This window comes from Mycobacterium sp. ELW1, assembly GCF_008329905.1.
Lineage (GTDB): Bacteria > Actinomycetota > Actinomycetes > Mycobacteriales > Mycobacteriaceae > Mycobacterium.
The window spans coordinates 4,104,741-4,124,178 of sequence record NZ_CP032155.1 but is presented as its reverse complement, the minus strand read 5'-3'; the positions used below and the strand labels follow the sequence as shown (position 1 = coordinate 4,124,178).

General features: G+C 68.0%; 16 protein-coding genes. 10 read left to right on the top strand and 6 right to left on the bottom strand.

Features of this window, described 5'->3' with window-relative positions; translation table 11 throughout:
* Positions 1-3 precede the first annotated feature (3 nt).
* Positions 4-1,107: a hypothetical protein gene (locus D3H54_RS19560; RefSeq protein ID WP_149380462.1), complete on the bottom strand. Its 1,104-nt coding sequence runs from the start codon at positions 1,105-1,107 to the stop codon at positions 4-6.
* Between the two features lie 421 nt (positions 1,108-1,528).
* Between D3H54_RS19560 and D3H54_RS19555 the strand changes: the two genes are divergently transcribed.
* The 5 genes from D3H54_RS19555 to D3H54_RS19535 all read left to right on the top strand — a co-directional run bounded on the left by D3H54_RS19555 (position 1,529) and on the right by D3H54_RS19535 (position 7,628).
* Positions 1,529-3,211, top strand: coding sequence for a nitric oxide reductase activation protein NorD (locus tag D3H54_RS19555; protein ID WP_149380461.1), 1,683 nt, complete (start codon positions 1,529-1,531; stop codon positions 3,209-3,211).
* A gap of 62 nt (positions 3,212-3,273) precedes the next feature.
* A complete protein-coding gene (locus D3H54_RS19550; RefSeq protein ID WP_149380460.1) occupies positions 3,274-4,116 on the top strand; it encodes a CbbQ/NirQ/NorQ/GpvN family protein in 843 nt (280 codons plus the stop codon).
* Between the two features lie 13 nt (positions 4,117-4,129).
* Entirely contained in the window at positions 4,130-5,248 is a 1,119-nt protein-coding gene (locus D3H54_RS19545; RefSeq protein ID WP_149380459.1) for an ABC transporter substrate-binding protein, read from the top strand.
* A gap of 5 nt (positions 5,249-5,253) precedes the next feature.
* On the top strand, positions 5,254-6,387 hold the full coding sequence (locus D3H54_RS19540; RefSeq protein WP_149380458.1) for a spirocyclase AveC family protein: 1,134 nt from the start codon (positions 5,254-5,256) through the stop codon (positions 6,385-6,387).
* Between the two features lie 26 nt (positions 6,388-6,413).
* The gene (locus D3H54_RS19535; RefSeq protein WP_149380457.1) at positions 6,414-7,628 is read left to right on the top strand and encodes a cytochrome P450; all 1,215 of its coding nucleotides are present in this window, start codon (positions 6,414-6,416) and stop codon (positions 7,626-7,628) included.
* 11 nt (positions 7,629-7,639) lie between these two features.
* On the opposite strand, the gene D3H54_RS19530 is transcribed toward D3H54_RS19535, so the two are convergent.
* Complete coding sequence (locus D3H54_RS19530) at positions 7,640-8,914, bottom strand: TetR/AcrR family transcriptional regulator (protein WP_210419575.1); 1,275 nt, start codon at positions 8,912-8,914, stop codon at positions 7,640-7,642.
* 139 nt (positions 8,915-9,053) lie between these two features.
* Positions 9,054-10,184, bottom strand: coding sequence for a PQQ-dependent sugar dehydrogenase (locus tag D3H54_RS19525; RefSeq protein WP_149380455.1), 1,131 nt, complete (start codon positions 10,182-10,184; stop codon positions 9,054-9,056).
* Between the two features lie 136 nt (positions 10,185-10,320).
* Between D3H54_RS19525 and D3H54_RS19520 the strand changes: the two genes are divergently transcribed.
* Positions 10,321-11,154 carry a DoxX family protein gene (locus D3H54_RS19520; protein WP_286198934.1) on the top strand — a complete coding sequence of 278 codons (834 nt, stop codon included), beginning with the start codon at positions 10,321-10,323 and terminating at the stop codon, positions 11,152-11,154.
* Positions 11,155-11,171: 17 nt separating this feature from the next.
* On the opposite strand, the gene D3H54_RS19515 is transcribed toward D3H54_RS19520, so the two are convergent.
* The gene (locus D3H54_RS19515) at positions 11,172-11,585 is read right to left on the bottom strand and encodes a PH domain-containing protein (RefSeq protein WP_168214916.1); all 414 of its coding nucleotides are present in this window, start codon (positions 11,583-11,585) and stop codon (positions 11,172-11,174) included.
* A 258-nt stretch (positions 11,586-11,843) separates the two neighbouring features.
* On the opposite strand from D3H54_RS19515, the gene D3H54_RS19510 reads away from it, so the two are divergent.
* The 3 genes from D3H54_RS19510 to ilvC are packed head-to-tail and all read left to right on the top strand — an operon-like array spanning position 11,844 to position 15,268.
* The gene (locus tag D3H54_RS19510; RefSeq protein ID WP_149380453.1) at positions 11,844-13,703 is read left to right on the top strand and encodes an acetolactate synthase large subunit; all 1,860 of its coding nucleotides are present in this window, start codon (positions 11,844-11,846) and stop codon (positions 13,701-13,703) included.
* Entirely contained in the window at positions 13,703-14,215 is a 513-nt protein-coding gene (ilvN, locus tag D3H54_RS19505; protein WP_149380452.1) for an acetolactate synthase small subunit, read from the top strand. Before D3H54_RS19510 ends, ilvN begins: the two co-directional genes overlap by 1 nt.
* 51 nt (positions 14,216-14,266) lie before the next feature.
* On the top strand, positions 14,267-15,268 hold the full coding sequence (gene ilvC / locus D3H54_RS19500; RefSeq protein WP_210419750.1) for a ketol-acid reductoisomerase: 1,002 nt from the start codon (positions 14,267-14,269) through the stop codon (positions 15,266-15,268).
* Positions 15,269-15,728: 460 nt separating this feature from the next.
* On the opposite strand, the gene D3H54_RS19495 is transcribed toward ilvC, so the two are convergent.
* Positions 15,729-15,914, bottom strand: a complete 186-nt coding sequence (locus tag D3H54_RS19495) for a hypothetical protein (RefSeq protein ID WP_149380450.1) — start codon at positions 15,912-15,914, stop codon at positions 15,729-15,731.
* A gap of 37 nt (positions 15,915-15,951) precedes the next feature.
* On the opposite strand from D3H54_RS19495, the gene D3H54_RS19490 reads away from it, so the two are divergent.
* The gene (locus D3H54_RS19490) at positions 15,952-17,934 is read left to right on the top strand and encodes a PecA family PE domain-processing aspartic protease (protein WP_149380449.1); all 1,983 of its coding nucleotides are present in this window, start codon (positions 15,952-15,954) and stop codon (positions 17,932-17,934) included.
* A 28-nt stretch (positions 17,935-17,962) separates the two neighbouring features.
* Here the strand turns inward: D3H54_RS19490 and D3H54_RS19485 are convergent, their stop codons facing one another.
* Positions 17,963-19,390, bottom strand: a complete 1,428-nt coding sequence (locus D3H54_RS19485; RefSeq protein ID WP_149380448.1) for a phytoene desaturase family protein — start codon at positions 19,388-19,390, stop codon at positions 17,963-17,965.
* Between the last annotated feature and the right edge of the window lie 48 nt (positions 19,391-19,438).

Genomic DNA, 19,438 nt, shown 5'->3' with positions numbered 1-19,438 from the left:
TCGTTACGGCGTGTCAGCCCACAGCGGCGGGCGCGCGGCCGGGTGGTGCGGCTGCGATGTAGCCGTCCCCGCTGCGGCCGACCACGCGGTGCCTTCGCAGATCAGATCGTGGGGAACCGGGATCTGGGCGGGTAGCAGTTGTCCACCCGGGATGGCGTCGACGATGGCCTGGACCGGCAGCGGCGGCGCCAACGCGGCCGCGTCGGGCAACGTGGTGAGCGCCGCGGGAATCGGCGGTGCGGGCACGGGCGCGGCGGGTGCGGCAACGACCGGCACCGGCGCGCCGAGCGGCACCGGGGCGGGCGGCACCACAACCGGTGCTGCGGCGGGCGGAACGGCAGCCGGTGCCGGTAGCGCGGCCGCGGAGTCTTCGACCGGAGCGGCCAGGGGTGCCGCGACGGCCTCCGGGATCGGTGTGGCAGCAGCGGGCTCCGGGGTGAGCGAGAAGAGTTCCCCGGGGGCGGGGACCGCGGCGACATCCGGCGCGGCAGCGACGGGTGGGGTGATCGGCGCGGGCTCAGCGGCCGCAACCGGCGGTGTCGGGACGGCCTCGACGAGCGGTGCGGCTTGTGGGGCCGGGGCGGCCACCGGTGGCGCGGGCGAGATGTTCGCCACCGGAACGGCATCGGTGGCAGGTGCGGCGGCCGGCACCGGCGCGGCAGCCTCGATGGGAACGGCCGGAGCGGCCGGCATGGCGGCAGGTGCCGGCACCGCAGCCGGCAGGGGCGCCGCGACGGGGGCGGCGGCCGGCACCACGACCGGAGCGGGCGCTATGGGCACGGGCAGCGCGGCGGCGGGAACCACCGGCACCGCGACCGGGGGCGCGGGGGTCAGCGCGCTGTCTGTCACCGGCGCAGCGGCTACCGGCAACGCCGCAGCCGCAGGCGCGGCGGGAGCGGCAGCGGGAGCCGGCGTCAGTGCTTCGGCGTTCGGGAGTGCTTCACCTGCGGCCGAGGCCGCGGTGCCGAGCATGTCAGGCACGGCCGTCGGCGAGGAGGCGAGCTGTTCGATGATGCTGCCGCAGGGCACGCCCGGGCTGGGGTCAGCACCGGCAAGTGGGCTGGACACCCAGCCCAGCACGGTCGCGGCCGCGATACCGACCGACACGGCGCGCCCGTAGGTGCTCGGTGACAACGTTTCCCCGTCCGTGTCGATCGTGATTGGCCATCAAGACGGTAGCGGGTTGCACGGCCAAAACAAGGCCGTGTCGATTCCTTTATGAAACCGATAGCGGTCGGTCATCGGACGGCTGGACGCGGTCGTGGAATCAGTGTCGGGACATCGTCTTCGGAGGTTCTGGAAATTCGACGTCGGCTTCGTCGGCCACCGAGTCCGCGACCGGCACCGGTCACGATGACTGATTGGCCCGCGAAGTCGATCATGCCGTCACCCTTGTCAATTCGGTTCGGACAACCGCGACCCCGACACCGCGTCAGCAGGCAGTTGACTGCCCTTCGATCCAACTCTACGGTGGAACAGATATTTGGTCAACGACGTCAGGGTCGGTCCGGAGGGGCGGAGGTGCTCGGTGGTGGACGACGAGCGACTCGCCCCGCTGGCCCTCGTGGCATCGGCTCTGGCGGGACGCACCGTGGTGGTGGCGCCCGGTGAGCCCGGCTCGCCGTCGTGGACCGACGGCCAGCGCATCTTCGTCGATCCCGACGGCGACCGGCGCGCGATCATCGACGCCATCGCCGTCCAAGCATCGCTGATCGCGGCGGGCAGTCTCGATGCGGAGATCCTCCGAGCGCTGGGTCGCAAGACCCGGGTGGTCGCTCGGTACCTGGCCGTCGAGGGGCACCGCGCGGTGCTGGCCAACGCCGACGTGCTGCCGGGCGCGCCGGCGTGGCCGGCCGCCCCGGGCGTCTGCGGCGGCAGCCACTCGGCCGCGGAGTCGCTGGCGATCGCGAGAGGCTCGGCGCCGATCGCCGACGCGCCTGCGCATTTCGGCGAGATCCGGCCGAGACAGGTACTCGCGACGATGGGATCCCGGGTCGCGATGACCGACCGCGACTCGGTCGGTCACGTTCCGCGACGCGACGCCACGGCCGAGCGCGAGGAGCTCGAATCGACCACGGCGGCAGACGGTCCCGACCTGTTCAGCAGCCCGGTCGGTGGGGGCGGCTTCATCGGCAAATGGCTCAAGAAGATGCTGTCGTCCGCTCGTGCGGGCAGCTCCGGCGGCGGGCCGCCGGGTGCGGATACGCCGACGCATCGCGCCGCTGTGTCCACGCGCGGTGCCACTGCGGTCACGTCGACTGCGCCGGCCGCGACCGAGGGCGGCGCGGATGCCGGCGCGAACGGCCTGACCTATCCGGAGTGGGACGTCCACCACCAGCGATACCGCCCGAACTGGTGCACGGTCCGTGAGGTCGAACCGACGGTCGAGCCGGACGCTTCGGCCGCCATCTGCGATGCCGTAGCGTTTCGCCGGCCGCTCGCGCGCCTCGGCATGGGTTTACATCGCAGGCACCGACAGCCCCAGGGCGACGACATCGACATCGATGCCGCGGTGTCCGCGCGCGTGGAGGTGCGGGCCGGATCGGTGCCTGACGAATCGGTGTATCTGGACAGCCTGCGTCGCCGCCGCGACCTGTCGGTGTTGGTGCTGCTCGACGTATCGGGCTCGTCGGCCGCGGCCGGAACGGTGGGCCGGACAGTCCACGAGCAGCAACGCAGCGCCGCCGCCGATCTCGTTGTCGCGCTGCACGATCTCGGTGATCGCGTCGCGTTGTACGGCTACAACTCTCAGGGTCGAGCCGCCGTGAACATCACGCCGATCAAGCGGATGGACGACCATCTCGACAGCCACGTGCTGCGCACTCTGAACAGCGTGCAGCCGGGCGCGTATTCGCGACTCGGCGCCGCCATCCGGCACGGAGCACGGGTGCTCGAGGAGCGTGGCGGCACGTCGCGGCGCCTCCTCGTCGTGTTGTCGGACGGGCTTGCCTACGACCATGGTTACGAGCGCGACTACGGTGCAGCCGACGCGCGCCGCGCGCTCAATGAGGCGCGCCGCAGAGGTACCGGTTGCGTGTGCCTGACCGTGGGGGCACGCGTCGACTCGGCAGAGCTGCGCAACGTCTTCGGCACCGCCGCGTACGCGGTGGTGAGCCGTCCGGAGCAGCTTCCCGGCGTCGTCGGACCACTGTTCCGATCAGCCGTCCGCGCAGCCGAGCGTCGGCAGCGGGTGCCGGCGAAGCACGGTTGAAACAAACATCTGGTCCGCGATAGGCTGCCTACACCGCAGAATTGCGGGGAAGGACGATCGTCATGTCACAGCTCCCGGGCGAGCTCGAGCACAACAACGGTGCCAGCTGCCTTCACAGTGGGGAGCGCCCGTACTACCAGGCCCTCGGCAGCGAGGAAACGGTCTTCAAAGCGGCCTATCGGCAAGGGCTTTCGCTATTGCTCAAAGGCCCCACCGGCTGCGGAAAGACCCGGTTCGTCGAGGCGATGGCCCACGATCTCGGTCGCCCGCTGATCACCGTGGCGTGCCACGACGACCTGACCACCGCCGATCTGGTCGGCCGCTACCTGCTGCGCGGTGACGAAACCGTGTGGGTCGACGGGCCGTTGACCCGCGCTGTGCGTGAGGGTGCGATCTGCTACCTCGACGAGGTGGTCGAGGCCCGCCAGGACACGACGGTGGTCCTGCACCCACTCGCCGATTACCGCCGCCAGCTTCCCATCGAACGGCTCGGTGTGACGCTGGACGCCGCGCCCGGCTTCGGGCTGGTCGTCTCCTACAACCCCGGCTATCAGAGTGTGCTCAAGGATCTGAAGGACTCCACCCGTCAGCGCATGGTTGCCATCGATTTCAGTTTTCCCACAACCGAAGTCGAGGAAGAGATCGTGATCCGGGAGGCGGCGGTCGCCCGCTCGGTGGCAGCTGCACTGGTGCGTTTCGGCCAGGCGGTACGCCGCCTGGAAGCGGGCGGACTGCGAGAAGTGGCATCGACGCGGGTGCTGATCGCGGCGGGTCGGCTGGTCGCCGAGGGGTTGCCGATGCGCGACGCAGCGCTCGCCGCGATCGCGGGGCCGCTGACCGACGATGCGGTCGTCCGCCGCGGGCTTGCCGAAATGATCGACATCTACCTCGCCGCACCGGCCTGACCAGGAGACGTCAATGTCCTACGAGAGCACCGCAGAGCCGATCAAGGTCGGTTACCTGATGGACTTCACGCTGCCCCCCGGCTTCCAGGACGAGTTGCTGTCGTCCTTCACCCGATGCTTCGACCTGGTCTTCGAGGAGGCCATCGCCGAGGGTGTCCTCGACCGGCCGGTGCGGATGATCTACCGGGAAGTCGAGGGACTGCCCAAAGGCAGTGTGAAGGCCGTGATCGACGCCTACGCCGAACTCGTCGACGACGGTGCTCTGGTGGTGTTCGGGCCCAACATCACCGACAACTGTGTGCCGCTGCGCGAGGCGATCGAGGAACGTTTCAAGGTCCCTGCGATCAGCGTCACCGGAACCGACGACTGGCTGGGGGAGTGGACGTTCTCGTTTCCCCAAGGCTCGATGACCGACGAACCGATCTTCATCGCCGATCTCGCAGCCAAGCGGGGACTGACGAACATCGGTGTGCTGGTCGAACAAAGCCTGATCGGCGAAAGCTACCTGAAGAACCTCCGAAGTGCCTGCCGCCGCAAAGGTATTCGCATCGTCGCCGAGGCCGCTATCGCTCAGACAGCGCAGGATGTCGACGAGGCGGTCCGCGCGCTGCACGAAGCGAAAGCCAACGCCGTCGTACACCTTGGCTTCGGTTTCGGGATCGTCTTCGTCAATCCGGCGCTGGAGGCGCTCGGCTGGGATCCACCGCGGTTCACCACCACCGCTTTTCAGAACGCCTGGGTCAACCCGATCATGTGGCAGGCCTTCATGGGCTGGACCGGGGTCGACCAATACGACGAGGGCAATCCGATCGGGCAGGCATGGCTCGACCGGTACGCCGCCCGCTACGACGGTAGCAGGCCCGAATACTGCGTCACGGTGGTCAACCATGACGTCGCCGCAACGCTGGTACGGGCGTTTGCCGACTCACATCCGCTCAGCCCCCGGGGCGTGAAGGAGGCGCTGGAACGAGTGAAGATGATGCCGGCCGCCTCCGGTGCGCCGGGAACCCGTGTGTCGCTGGGCAAATGGACGCGTCGCGCGTGGATGGGGGCCGGTTACCTGGTGGCGCGCACCCTCGACGCCGACGGCGTCAACTCGCACCTGGTCGATCGCTTCGGCTCGGAGGACTGATCCCGATGGCAACGCAGGAATCCGCGCCCGCACCGCCACCGACGGAAACAGTTGGCGCCGGGCCGAACTGGGGTCGAGTGATCTCATTGATTGCCTGGCTCGGCTTTCTCGGCTTGTTCGCAGCGGTCGGGCGTACCCGCGTCGACCCGCGGGTAGCCAACCCGAACGTCGAGGGCCGACCCCGCCCTGTCGCGTTTCTGAACGCGTGGGACCACTGGCAGCTGGTGCCGCAGATCGGTGTCGCGCTCATGGTCGCGGTGCTCACCATCGTCTTCATCCGCGGCTGGCGCAAGAACCCGGGCAGCCCCGTGTTGCTCATGGTGCTGTGTACGACGCTGATCGTGTGGCAGGACCCGATCATGAACTGGTCGCCGTATGCGGTGTACAACCCGATCTTGGTGCACTGGCCGGAATCCTGGTACCTGATCATGATGTCGCCGACCGTCGAACCCTTCATCGTGTTCGGCTACGTCACGTTCTACTTCGGGCCGTACTTCCCGGCGATCTGGATTCTGCGCAAGCTGCAGGCCAAGTACGGTCCCGCATCGTACGTCAGCCGGCACCCGCTGATCAGCCTCGGCGCCCTGGTGCTGGTCATCGGGTTCATCTTCGACGCGATCCTGGAGATCAGCCTGGTCCGCACCGGGTTGTACATCTACTCTCAGGCGATCCCGTTCGGAACGTTGTTCGGCGGCAGCACATTCCAGTTCCCACTGCTGTGGGAGTCGTTGTCGGTGACATTCGTGATGATCCCGGCGGCGATCCTGGTCTACCGCGACGACACCGGGAAGTCGGTCGCGGAGAAGCTCGCCGCCAGGGCCAAGATCTTCCCGGCCAGGCCGGTTCTGGGCACCTTCCTGGTGATGTTCGCGATCATCAACGTCTCGTACTTCGCGTACGGCAGCTGGTTCTGGGTGATCAAGGCCAGCGGCGCCGCCACCTCTGTCGCCTGTCCGTGGCCCTACCCCGAGGCCAAGGTTTACGACCCGCAGGGCAACTACGAGAAGGCGGGAGCACAGGGCCCGTACTCGGTGGGCAAGTGGTCCACCTGGCAGCAGGGCCTGCCGGACGGCCGCCCCGATGTGACGCCCCCACCTGCCGGTGAAGGTGCCTGCGCGCTGCCGAATCCCGCTGACTGATAACCAATTTCAATCTAGGAGCCGGTATGGAACAACTCTTCGACGATCTCGACGACTTCGGTTCGTTCGACGAAGTCGTGTCCGGCAACGTGCGTGACCCGTTTCCGGAGCTGGCCCGGCTGCGTCGAGAACAGCCGGTCCAACGCATCGAAGGGTCGTCGATGCCCGGGGAAGCCGGCTTACCCGTTTTCATCGTGTACCGCTTCGAGGAAGCGCAGCAGATGCTGCGCGACAACGAGACATTCTCGTCGGCCGGTGTGATCGCCGCCTTCGGCCCGGTGCTCGGTGAGCGGGTGATGCTCGGCATGGACGAACCCGTACACGGGCGGTTGCGCGCGCTGATCTCGAAGGCCTTCTCCCAGAAGTCACTGGCCCGCTTCCAGGACGAACTGGTCGCGCGGGTGGGTAACGAGCTCATCGACGCCTTCGCGCCGAACGGCAAGGCGGATCTGGTGAAAGAGTTCACGTTCACCTATCCGAGCCGGATCATCGCCGGACTGCTGGGGCTGCCCGAGGAGGACTATCCCCAGTTTCAGCGCTGGTCGATCTCCCTGCTGAGCTGGATCATGAATCCTGAACGGGGACTGGCGGCTTCGGCAGCACTGGTGGAGTACTACCGGCCGATCCTCGAGGCACGACGCGCCGAGCCACGCGACGACCTGATCAGCCTGCTGGCCGCCGCCGAGATCGACGGATCGAAGCTGGCGGACGAGGAGATCTTCTCGTTTCTGCGACTCCTGCTGCCGGCGGGCGTGGAGACGACGTACCGGTCCCTCGGGAATCTGCTGTTCGCCTTGCTGTCCGACCCCGCTGAGCTCGATGCGGTGCGCAATGACCGGTCGCTGCTGCCTCAGGCCATCGAGGAGGGGGTGCGGTGGAATCCACCGCTGCTCACCATCACTCGGGTTGCCACCCGCGACACCGAACTGGGCGGGGTGTCGATTCCGGCGGGTGCGTCGGTGATGCCGATGCTGGGGGCGGCGAACCGGCAGGAGGACCGTTGGCCGGATCCCGACAGGTTCGACATCTTCCGCGAGCCGCGCAGTAGCCTCGGCTGGGGATACGGCGTGCACGTCTGCCTCGGCATGCACCTGGCCCGGCTCGAGATGCGCACCGCCGCCAACCTTCTGCTGGACCGCCTGCCCAATCTGCGGATGGATCCGGACGGGGACGATCCGCACATTCGCGGACAGATATTCCGGTCGCCGACGTCGTTGCCGGTGCTCTTCGATCCCCGTTAGCGAGCGAAAACCTACGACCGTGTGACGACGACGCCGCGAAGTGAGGTGTCGCGGATGCACAACAGCGAGGCGCGGGTGCCGATCTCGCGCAGGATGCTCTCGGGAATCCAGCCGACGCCGATGACCGAGCGCGCCAGCAGATCGTTGGACGGGCTGTCGATGCTGATCTCGCCGGAGTTGATGCCTTCGGAGAGCAAGGCTTTCATCTGACGCACCCGCTTGGTGAACAGCCATCCCGGGTTGGGCGTGTCCGGGGGAGACTGCCGCATCCACGCCAGCTGAATCCGGAACTCGTCGGCGAAGCGGTCCATCGCGTTGGTGTTGATCCAGCTGAGGGCGTCCAGCTTCTCGACACTGGAGGAGTCCGCCGCCAATACCTCTGACCACCCCATGGCGACCTTCTCGCCGAACGACTGCATGATCGACGCCAGCAGCTGGTCCTTGGACCCGATCAACCGGTACACCGTCCCGGTGCCCATGCCGGCCGCCGACGCGATGTCGCGGACGGTCGTGACCTCGTAGCCCTTCTTGCCGAATTCGGTTCTGGCGATGGCGCGTACGTGGGCCGCCTTGTCATCGGCCTCGGCGTCGGCGTCATCGGTCCAGGACCGGACGACGGCGTCGGCGGCCCGGAACGCCGCGGATCCGTCCAGTTGTTCGTCGGTCGGTGAGCCGGCGGCCAGGCCCTCGAGAAGGATTCGGCACAGCAGCGCCGCGGACTTGTCCGAGCTGGCGTTGCCGCGGATGACATCGAGCCCGATCTGCAGCATCGTCTGCACGATCCGCTCGGCCAGCACGGCCAGATCCACGTCGGACCTCAGGTAGCCGCTCCAGCGCGCCGCCCGAAGGGTTTCCAGCATCGCCTGCACCAGCGCGGTGGGGCGGCGCGCCGTCAGCGCGGTCAGCTCATGATTCGAACTCGGGCCTTCATAGAACGACATCTGCAAGGCGGCACGATGGGTGACCGAACAGTGCGCGATCGCCTTGCACAGGTCGGCGATCTGGTCGAAGGCCGGATGGAACTCGGGATCGTTGAGACGGCCCTGCGCCCCGTCGGCGATCCGGTCCAGGTCCTCGTGATAGCGGTGCAGCAACTCGACGAGGATCGCTTCTTTGGAATCGAAGTGGTGATACAGGCTGCCGGGAAGAATGCCCGCCGCGTCAGCGATCTCCTGCAGGGACGTGCGGAGGCCGGACGTCGCGATGATCGAGGCCGCGGTCTGCAATATCTCGGTGCGGCGCGTTCCGTCGTCGTAGGCATGGCTCCCACCCGCGTTCGGTGTCATGCGCGAGCGACCCACGACTCCTCCAATGGCCGGAACCCAATATTTGGTAGACGCTACCAGAGCCGAGTCGGCTGATAGGCCCGCCACCTGCGGATGTCGATCGAAAACGACCAATTACGGGAGACCCGTTTGGTTGGTGTCAGGTGTTGTCGGCGTTGCTGCGCGGGAAGCCGCCGCCCTGCGGGAAGAGCGGGAAGACCACGTCGTCGAGCTTCTCGGCATCACCGGCGGTGCGGTTGATCGTTGCGCCCCAGATGTTTCCGTCCGGGGCGACCTGCAGCGCCCAGGCGTGGCCGTGCGTGTCCTGACGCACCACCTCGGGCTCGCCGGTCACCGACCCGGTGCCTTTCGCCAGTCGCACCGCGACGGTTTGCTTGGCGTTCACCAGGTTCACCAGCACCGTGCCATCCAGCGCGGCGCAGCCCGCGACGCCGGGCCGGTCCGGCCACGTCCAGACCGTGGAGGTCTTGGCGTCCGGTGTGATGCGCTGCAGGCGGTCACCTGCCGCGGAACGATCGGTGATGTAGAGCGACTTGTCGGTGGGATCGATGCACATGCCGCCGGCCGGGCCCATCCCGGACAGTGCGGTGGTGGGCGGCGCGGGCTGCACGGTGGTCGGCTGTTCGAGGCGGATGACCTTGCCTGCCAACGACTTCGGATCCGCGGCCAGAGCCGGGTTGCCTGCGTCGCCGGTCTGCACGACGAGCGTCGTCGGGCTGGTGAAGATCAACGATCCGCTATTGCCGGTGGCGCCCTTGGGAATCCCGGTCAGGATGTCCTTGGGGATGTCGCCGTCGGCGACGCGGATCACCCGGTTGTCGGTGGGCGTGCTGATGTAGGCGTACATCAGCCGGTCCTGCGAGTAGGTGGGGGACAGCACGATGTCCATCAGCCCGCCGTCCCCACTGGGGTCGACCGGGATGACGGTGTGGATTTTCGGCTCCGCGCTCACCGACACGTCTTTGACGGCACCGGTGGTGCGTTCGGCCACCAGAGCGGTCTTGCTGTCCGGACCCATGATCAGCCCGCTGGTGCTCTCCAGGCAGCCCTGCATGACGCCGGGCGCGGGGCAGACCTTGGGGAAGGGCTTGGGCGGCAGCGGCGGTGGCGGCGGGGGTGGCGACGACTGGCCCGGGGCCAACTGCGGGGCCGTGGTGAAGGGCTGCGAAATATCGTTGTTGAACTTCGCGCAGCCCGCCGATGACCCGGCCACGACCGTCACTGCGCAGAGCCCGGCCAGCACTCCGCGAACCGACCGGCGTACCTGCATGCCCGCCAGGTTACGGATATCGCGTCGATGTTCGCCACGACGGCCCCGCAGTGACGCGAAATCCAGGCAATATTGGCCGCTAGAAGCGCCGCTCAAATCCCAGGTTTGCACCCCGGGTGGCCTTACTCTGACTCCCGTGACGAGTCAAGGCCCCGATCCGCACTGGCAGCGCCCCGACGATTCCTCGGCCCGGCCGACGTCGGCCAAGCTGGTCGACCCGGAGGACGATCTCCCCTCGGCCACCTACGGTGGCGACTTCGAGACCACGACGATTCCGCACTACACGTCGGGACTGCCGGGTTCGGCGCCGTCAACCGGCTACGGCCTGCTGCACGACCCCGAGCCGTTGCCCTATGTGCAGCCGCACATGGACCCGACACCCTCGCAGGCCACGCCGATGGAGATCGAACCCATCGACGCCGAAGAACGGGCGAAGGCCGCGGGTCGCCGCGGCACCCAGGACCTCGGCCTGTTGCTGTTGCGCGTCGTCATCGGTGCGGCGTTCATCGGACACGGACTGCAGAAGGCCTTCGGCTGGTGGGGCGGCCAGGGGCTGGACGGCTTCAAGACCGCGCTCGCCGACGCCGGATACCAGCACGCCAGCGTGCTCACCTATGCCGGTGCCGGCGCCCAGATCCTGGTGGGTGTCCTGCTGGTGCTCGGGCTGTTCACCCCGATCGCCGCCGCGGGCGGGATCGCCTACCTGGTGAACAGCCTGCTCACGATCATCTCGGCGCAGCGCCAGGACGGCTACCTGGCCGTATTGGGACCGGACGGCATCGAGTACCTGCTGGTGCTGATCGTCGCGACCTCGGCGGTCATCCTGGTCGGCCCCGGCCGCTACGGATTCGACGGCGGACGCGGCTGGGCCCGGCGCCCGTTCGTCGGGTCGTTCATCGCGTTGCTGCTCGGCATCGGTGGCGGCATCGCGGCGTGGGTGTTCCTGCACGGCAACAACCCACTGGCCTGATCACTCGTACGGCCCGTTCACTCGTACGGATTGGGCACGCGCCCGCCGCTGGCCTCGGCCAGCAGCGGCAGCGTTGTGAACGTCACCGCGGGCAGCAGTAGCTGCGAGCCGTCCCGCAAGTGCGCCCGGGCCCACGATGTGCGCTCGAATCCCAGACCGTCGACCTCATCCCAGCGCACCGTGCGGCTGCCGAACAGCGTGCGTGCCGTCAGAGTGGTGCGGTCAGCCACCGTGCGCAGACGCACGATCGCCACCGAGGCCAGGATGGGCAGCACCATGAACACCGCACCCCAGGTGGGGAACACGGTGATCATCACCAGCAGGCCCAGCGCCAGGAAGCCGGAGGCGAAATGCGCCATCGGCGACATCCGGATCACCACAGGTTTGGTGGGTGTGGTCGTCGAATCATCGGGTGCACGACGGGAGGCCATGGCTGTAATCATCCCACCAACCGGCGGCGGGGCTTCAGGGCCGCGTCGGGATTTGACGCTTGACCAGTGCGGAGGCTACCGTCGCAGGTTATGAAGACCGGCGGAATGCTCGTAGTAATTGGCCAGCGCGTTGGTGCCGCGCTTGCCCCGACACGGGCATAGCCACACGCACCAGCGCGCAACCCTCGTACAGCCGCCGAAGCTGACGGGGGTTTTTTCTTGCCCGAAGAAATGAACAGGACCGAAAAGGACGACATCGTGAGCGCACCCACGCGACCACCCGAGCCGTCGGCCACCGCCGACAGCCCAGGCGCAGCACATTCCGCCGGTAAGAACGGCACGACCGCCGCCAAGCGCGTCGCCCCGGAGCAGCTCACGGGCGCCCAGGCGGTAGTCCGCTCGCTGGAGGAGATCGGCGTCGAGACCATCTTCGGAATCCCGGGCGGCGCGGTGCTGCCGGTCTACGACCCGCTCTACGACTCCCAGAAACTGCGCCACGTGCTGGTCCGCCACGAACAGGGCGCCGGGCACGCCGCCAGCGGTTATGCGCACGCCACCGGCAAGGTCGGGGTCATGATGGCCACCTCGGGCCCCGGTGCCACCAACCTGGTCACCCCACTGGCCGACGCGCAGATGGACTCGATCCCGGTGGTCGCCATCACCGGGCAGGTCGGACGGACGCTGATCGGGACCGACGCGTTCCAGGAAGCGGACATTTCCGGCATCACGATGCCGATCACCAAGCACAATTTCCTGGTGCGCAACGGCGATGACATCCCGCGGGTGATCGCCGAGGCATTCCACATCGCGCAAAGCGGACGGCCGGGAGCGGTCCTCGTCGACATCCCGAAGGACATCCTGCAGGGACCGTGCATGTTCTCGTGGCCGCCGCAGATCGACCTGCCCGGCTACAAGCCCAACACCAAGCCGCACAGCCGGCAGATCCGCGAGGCCGCCAAGCTGATCGCCGCGGCGCACAAGCCGGTGCTCTATGTCGGCGGCGGCGTGATCCGCGGACAGGCCACCGACGAGTTGCGGATGCTGGCCGAGCTGACCGGCATCCCGGTGGTCACCACCCTGATGGCGCGCGGTGCGTTCCCGGACAGCCACCAGCAGAATCTGGGGATGCCGGGCATGCACGGCACCGTTGCCGCGGTGGCCGCCCTGCAAAAGAGCGATCTGCTGATCGCGTTGGGTGCACGCTTCGACGACCGGGTGACCGGCAAGCTGGATTCCTTTGCCCCCGAGGCGAAGGTGATCCACGTCGACATCGACCCCGCCGAGATCGGTAAGAACCGCAACGCCGACGTGCCGATCGTGGGCGACGTGAAGCTGGCGATCAGCGAGCTGATCGAGGCGCTGCGCAAGATCGGCACCTCGCCGCGAGACAACCAAACCGATTGGTGGGAGTACCTGAACGGGATTCAGGCGACCTACCCGCTGAGCTACGACCCGCAGCACGACGGCAGCCTCAGCCCGGAATACGTGATCTCCCAGTTGGGCAAGATCGCCGGGCCGGACGCCATCTACGTCGCGGGCGTCGGCCAGCACCAGATGTGGGCAGCGCAGTTCATCTCCTACGAAAACCCGCGCACCTGGCTGAATTCCGGCGGTCTGGGCACCATGGGCTACGCCGTCCCGGCGGCCATGGGCGCCAAAATGGCCCGCCCCGATGCCGAGGTGTGGGCGATCGACGGTGACGGCTGCTTCCAGATGACCAATCAGGAGCTGGCCACCTGCGCGGTCGAAGGGGTGCCGATCAAGGTGGCGCTGATCAACAACGGCAACCTGGGCATGGTCCGCCAGTGGCAGACCCTCTTCTACGAAGAGCGATACAGCCAGACCGATCTGGCCACCCACAGCCATCGCATCCCGGACTTCGTCAAGCTGGCCGAGGCATACGGGTGTGTCGGGTTGCGTTGCGAGCGTGAGGAAGACGTGGCCGACGTGATCAATCAGGCTCGGGCCATCAACGACCGGCCGGTGGTGATCGACTTCATCGTCGGCGCCGACGCCCAGGTGTGGCCGATGGTCGCGGCCGGATGCGGCAACGACGAGATCATGGCGGCGCGCAACATCCGCCCGCTGTTCGACGACAATGAGGAGGGACGGGCCTGATGGCGGGAAACACTGTCACCCACACCCTTTCGGTGTTGGTCGAAGACAAGCCCGGTGTGCTGGCCCGCGTGGCCGCACTGTTCTCCCGGCGCGGTTTCAACATCGAGTCGTTGGCTGTCGGAGCCACCGAGCAGAAGAACATGTCGCGGATGACGATTGTCGTCACCGCGGAGGAGACGCCGCTCGAGCAGATCACGAAGCAGCTCAACAAGCTGATCAACGTGATCAAGATCGTCGAGCAGGACGCCGAGAACTCGGTGCACCGTGAACTCGCGCTGATCAAGGTGCGCGCCGACGCCGGCACTCGCGGTCAGGTCATCGAGGCGGTGAACCTGTTCCGCGCCAAGGTGATCGACGTGTCCACCGAGTCGCTGACCATCGAGGCCACCGGCACCCAGGAGAAGATCGAGGCGTTCCTGCGGGTGCTTGAACCCTATGGCGTGCGCGAGATCGTGCAGTCCGGCGTGGTGTCACTGTCGCGTGGACCGCGCGGCATGACGAACGCCAAGTAACGACCCCACCGAAGAAAACAACAGAAGGAAAGTTCAATCGTGTCAGTTGAGATGTTCTACGACGATGACGCCGACCTGTCGATCATTCAGGGCCGCAAGGTCGGAGTGATCGGTTACGGCAGCCAGGGCCACGCGCACTCGCTGAGCCTGCGTGACTCGGGTGTGCAGGTCAAGGTCGGCCTCAAAGAGGGCTCCAAGTCTCGCGAGAAGGTCACCGAGCAGGGCCTCGAGGTCGACACTCCCGCCGAGGTCGCCAAGTGGGCCGATGTGATCATGCTGCTGGCCCCCGACACCGCGCAGGCCGAGATCTTCAAGAACGACATCGAGCCGAACCTCGAGGACGGCAACGCGCTGTTCTTCGGCCACGGCCTGAACATCCACTTCGGTCTGATCAAGCCGCCGGCCAACGTGACCATCGGCATGGTCGCCCCCAAGGGCCCCGGCCATCTGGTGCGCCGCCAGTTCGTCGACGGCAAGGGCGTGCCCTGCCTGATCGCCGTCGACCAGGACCCCAAGGGTGAAGGCCAGGCGCTGGCGCTGTCCTACGCCAAGGGCATCGGTGGCACCCGCGCGGGCGTCATCAAGACCGACTTCAAGGAAGAGACCGAGACCGACCTCTTCGGTGAGCAGGCCGTGTTGTGCGGTGGCACCGAGGAACTCGTCAAGGCCGGCTTCGAGGTCATGGTCGAGGCGGGCTACGCCCCCGAGATGGCGTACTTCGAGGTGCTGCACGAGCTCAAGCTGATCGTCGACCTGATGTACGAGGGCGGCATCGCCCGGATGAACTATTCGGTGTCCGACACCGCGGAGTTCGGTGGCTACATCTCCGGCCCGCGCGTCATCGATGCCGACACCAAGGAGCGGATGCGCGGCATCCTCAAGGACATCCAGGACGGCAGCTTCGTCAAGCGCCTGGTCGCCAACGTCGAGGGCGGCAACAAGGAACTCGAAGAGCTGCGCAAGAAGAACGCCGAGCACCCGATCGAGGTCACCGGCAAGAAGCTGCGCGACCTGATGAGCTGGGTCGACCGGCCCATCACCGAAACCGCCTAAGGTTCTTCGATTTTCGGCGCGTTAGCCGGTGCTCAGCACCGGTTAGCGCGCCGAATTCGCGTTCAGGGGCCGGGTGAACGGGTGGGCCCGCCACATCCGCGCCGTGATCGCGTGTACGCCGGCGGCAGCGTCACTTCGACCGGGGCGACGGATTTACCTAAATTGCAACAGTAAGGCATTCGGTCGTCTGCCCGGGTGTGCCCGGAGCGGGCGGCGACGTAACTCCCAAACGAGGCCGCGAAGAGGGCCACCGTTCGCAGTCGGGGCACCAGCCTTTCGGCCGGTGATCCGCAGATAGCAAATTGCTGTGCTGACGTGGCGGCTGGTTGTAGCGTCTGCGGTCAGGGTGGCTGTGGTCGGCCGTGCGGAGGGGGTCAGCTGTGACTGGTGCCGATGCTGTCGGGTCTGCTTCGGGCAGGCCCGCCGCGGCCAGAAGCCGTGACGGGCTCGGTTGTGTGCGCTACATCGGATGGGCAGGCGCGCTGACGGTGGCCTTCGGCGCAGCGGCGGTGACGTTGTCCGCAGCGGCGCAAGCCGACACCGGGTCGTCGGCGCCGAGCTCGACGGGTTCGGTCGCAGCGCCGGCGGCCCGTCCGTCCGTGGGGCACCGGCCGGTGCGCGCGAAGAACACCGTTCCCAGATCCACACTGACGGCTCAGCGGTCTGGTCAGGCTCGTTCCGCCGTGGCAGTCGGTCCCAGAGTGGCGGCCCACTCGCTGAGCGTGCCCAGCGTCGAGCAACTCATCAGCGGTCTGGTCGGCGACGGCACCGCCGCTCATCCCGACGCCGGGATCCTGATCGGCAACGGCTACAGCTGGACCTCGGAGACCTGCAACCAGGGTGCGGCGTGCGCTGGCGGACGGTCCGGTCTGTTGTGGGGCAACGGTGGTAGCGGCTATGCCGGGGGTAATGGCGGCTCGGCCGGTCTGCTGGGCTCCGGCGGTGCCGGCGGTGCGGGCATCGCCGGTGGTGCCGGTGGCGACGGCGGCCGGGGTGGGCTGCTCGCGGGCAACGGCGGTTCAGGTGGGGCCGGCGGGGCGGTCACCGGAACCGGGCTGGTGGCCGGTGCCGGTGGCGCCGGAGGTAGCACCGGTGTGTTGTCGATCCTGGGTGTCGCCGGAAACGGTGGTGGGGGCGGCGCGGCGGCAGGCAACTTCGGCGTCGGCGGCGCGGGCGGTGCCGGCGGCGACACGGGTCTGTTCTCGGTGTTCGGCCGCGCCGGTGCGGGCGGCGATGGCGGTGCGGCCACGGGCTACGCGGGAATCGGTGGCGCCGGTGGCGGCGGGGGTCATGCCGGCGGACTGTCGATCGGAGACGGCGGCGACGGCGGCTCCGGGGGTGCCGGGCCGCGAGCAGGTGGCGCTGCCGGTAGCGGCGGCGCGGCCGGGCTGTTCGGGGCCGGCGGAGCAGGTGGGGCCGGTGGCTGGGGCGTGGTCGGCGGCGCCGGCGGGGCCGGCGGAATGCTCTGGGGTGACGGCGGATCCGGCGGATCCGGGGGTGCCGGCGCGGCTGGTGGTGCCGGTGGCAGTGCGGTAGTGCTGGGCAACGGTGGTGCAGCCGGATCCGGGGGTGCCGGCGCGTCCGGTGGTGCCGGTGGTGCCGGTGGCCTGTTCGCCGGCAATGGGGGTGCCGGTGGCGCCGGTGGGGTGTCGGGCGCAGGCGGTGCCGGAGGCCGCGGCGGGCTGCTGGGCATGACCGGCCCAGCGGGGACCACAGGTGGCGCACCGGTGACCGCATTGACCTACAACCCCACCGCCGATTTCATGACGGTGGACTTCAACGTCAACGGCACACCCTTGACGAACGTCGAAATCGACACGGGCTCAGCGGGTCTCGTCATTCCGATCAACAAATTGGATCCGAACGATCTAGGCCCGACGCTCGGCGTCACCGGCATGATCCAGTACGCGGATTGGGGACGCTTCTACTACACCGTCTACACACCCACTCTCGATTTCGGCAACGGGATGGTGACCGCAGGCACCCCGGTCGCGGTCGTCGACCACATCGAGGAGCTGAACACGGACGGCCAATGGGTGCCGGTTCCGGAGTCGGACTGGGATAAGACGAAGTACGCCGATGCCCTCGCCCCGACGATGGGCGTCGCCCCCTACACCGGAGGCGACATCGCCAGCCCGGTGTTGACGCTTCCGGGCGGACTCGGCCAGGGCTTGTTGATCAACGAGCCCGGCGGCCAGGTCGCGTTCGGTGCCAACCCGTTGCCGGAAGTCACCCGCGTCCCGGGGTGGTTCTATTCCACGCTCTGGGTCAAGGTCACCTACGGCACGGAGTCGAAGACCACCCAGAGTGCCACCGCCACCATCGACAGCGGCGGTATCGGCGGCGGCGTTCCGGCGGCCATGCTGCCCCCAAACCTGGCCGGCATCGCCGAGTACGATTCGCTGACCGCCGGCACCGTCATCGAGGTCTTCACACCGGATGGTCAGACACTTCTCTACCGGACGACGGTCACCGAAGCCCAGGTCGCGCAAAAAGAGGCACCCCAAGTCTGGCCCGCCAGCCTCGGCTTCAACACCGGCATCATCCCGTTCCTGCAAGGGCCGATCTACTTCTCGTACACCCCTGCCTACGTACCGAATCCCGCCGAATTCTACGGCGGCACAGCGGTGTTCGACTTCGCGCCGGCATCGCTGCCGGGCGGGTAAGCGCCGCCGGTGCGATCCGGGTTCCCCGTCAGGGACGCAACGACGGCAGCGGCAGGCCGAATTCGCGCTTGAGCACCGTGCGAGCGGCGTAGTAGCCGCACATCCCGTGCACGCCGGTGCCCGGCGGAGTCGCCGACGAACTCAGATACGCCTTGGGGATCGGCGTGGTCCACGGATTCCAGCGCAGTGTCGGCCCGACCATCGCCGCGAACAACGTCGCCCCGCCGACGATGATGTCGCCGCCGACGTAGTTCGCGTTGTGCGCCGGCATCTGCGCCGCGGTCACACATCGCGACGCCAGCACCAGGTCCCGGAAACCGGGTGCGGCGTTCTCGAACAGCCTGATGACCGTCTCGGTGACGTCCTCGGTGGAGTTCGACGGAACGTGCGCGTAGGTCCACAGCGGCCGGCGTCCCGCGGAGTCGATCCGCGACGGGTCGGACAGGTGCGGCAGCGCCGCCAATGTCATCGGCCACTCGGCGTGCCGCCCCGAGGCGATCTCCTTCTCGCCGTACGCCATCTGCGCGCGGGTCCCACCCATGTGCACGGTGGGGGAGGTCGCCATCCGCTCGTCACGCCAGGGAATGTCGCCGGAGAGCACGAAGTCCACCTTGCAGACACCCGGTCCGAACTTGTAGCGCCGCAACGACTTTGCGTAGCCATCCGGCACGGCCGAGCCGTAGATGTCCAGCAGCGCGGTCGGCGCGGTGTCGTAGATCACCACACCCGGCGGTGGCGAGGTCACCGGCTCGCCGACCACCAGTTCGCCGCCGTGAGCCTGCAGATCGGCGAGCATCGCGTCGACGATCACCTGGCTGCCGCCGATCGGCACCGGCCAGCCCGCGGTGTGCGCCACCGTGCCGAGCATGATCCCGGCGCCACTGTTGACCGGCGACGGCATTGTCGAGATCGCATGGGTGCCAACGCCGGTGAACAACGCGCGGGCGTCCTCGCCACGCAGCACGCCCCACGCCGGGCTGCCCTGGGCGAGCACCCGCAACCCCGATCGGACGGTAGTGAGTAGATCGGGCGGCAGCGAGCGCTTGTCGCCGAGGAAGAAGCCGAGCACACCCTCGGGGTGGGAGGCCAGCGGACCGAACAACCGGCGCCACGAGCTGCCCTCGTCGAGTTCGGCGCAGGTGCGCTGCAAAGAGTGGTACGCGATTGCCGCGGGGCGGTTCGGCAGCGGGTTCGCGTAAGAGATCTCCGGGACCACCAGCTGGACGCCGCGCGCCGGGAGGTCGAACTCGGCGAAGAACGGCGAAGCCAGCGCCAGCGGGTGCACGGCCGAGCAGATGTCATGGCGGATGTCGGGATATTCCGGGTCGGCGGCGGTGCGGGCACCGCCGCCGAAGGTCGACTGGCCTTCGATGACGCGCACCGACAAGCCGGCTCGCGCGCAGATGACGGCGGCCGCCAACCCATTGGGACCACTACCGACGACGGTCACGTCCACCGCCTAAGTAGACCGCACCACGGCCGATGATCGTCCACCGGGCGACAA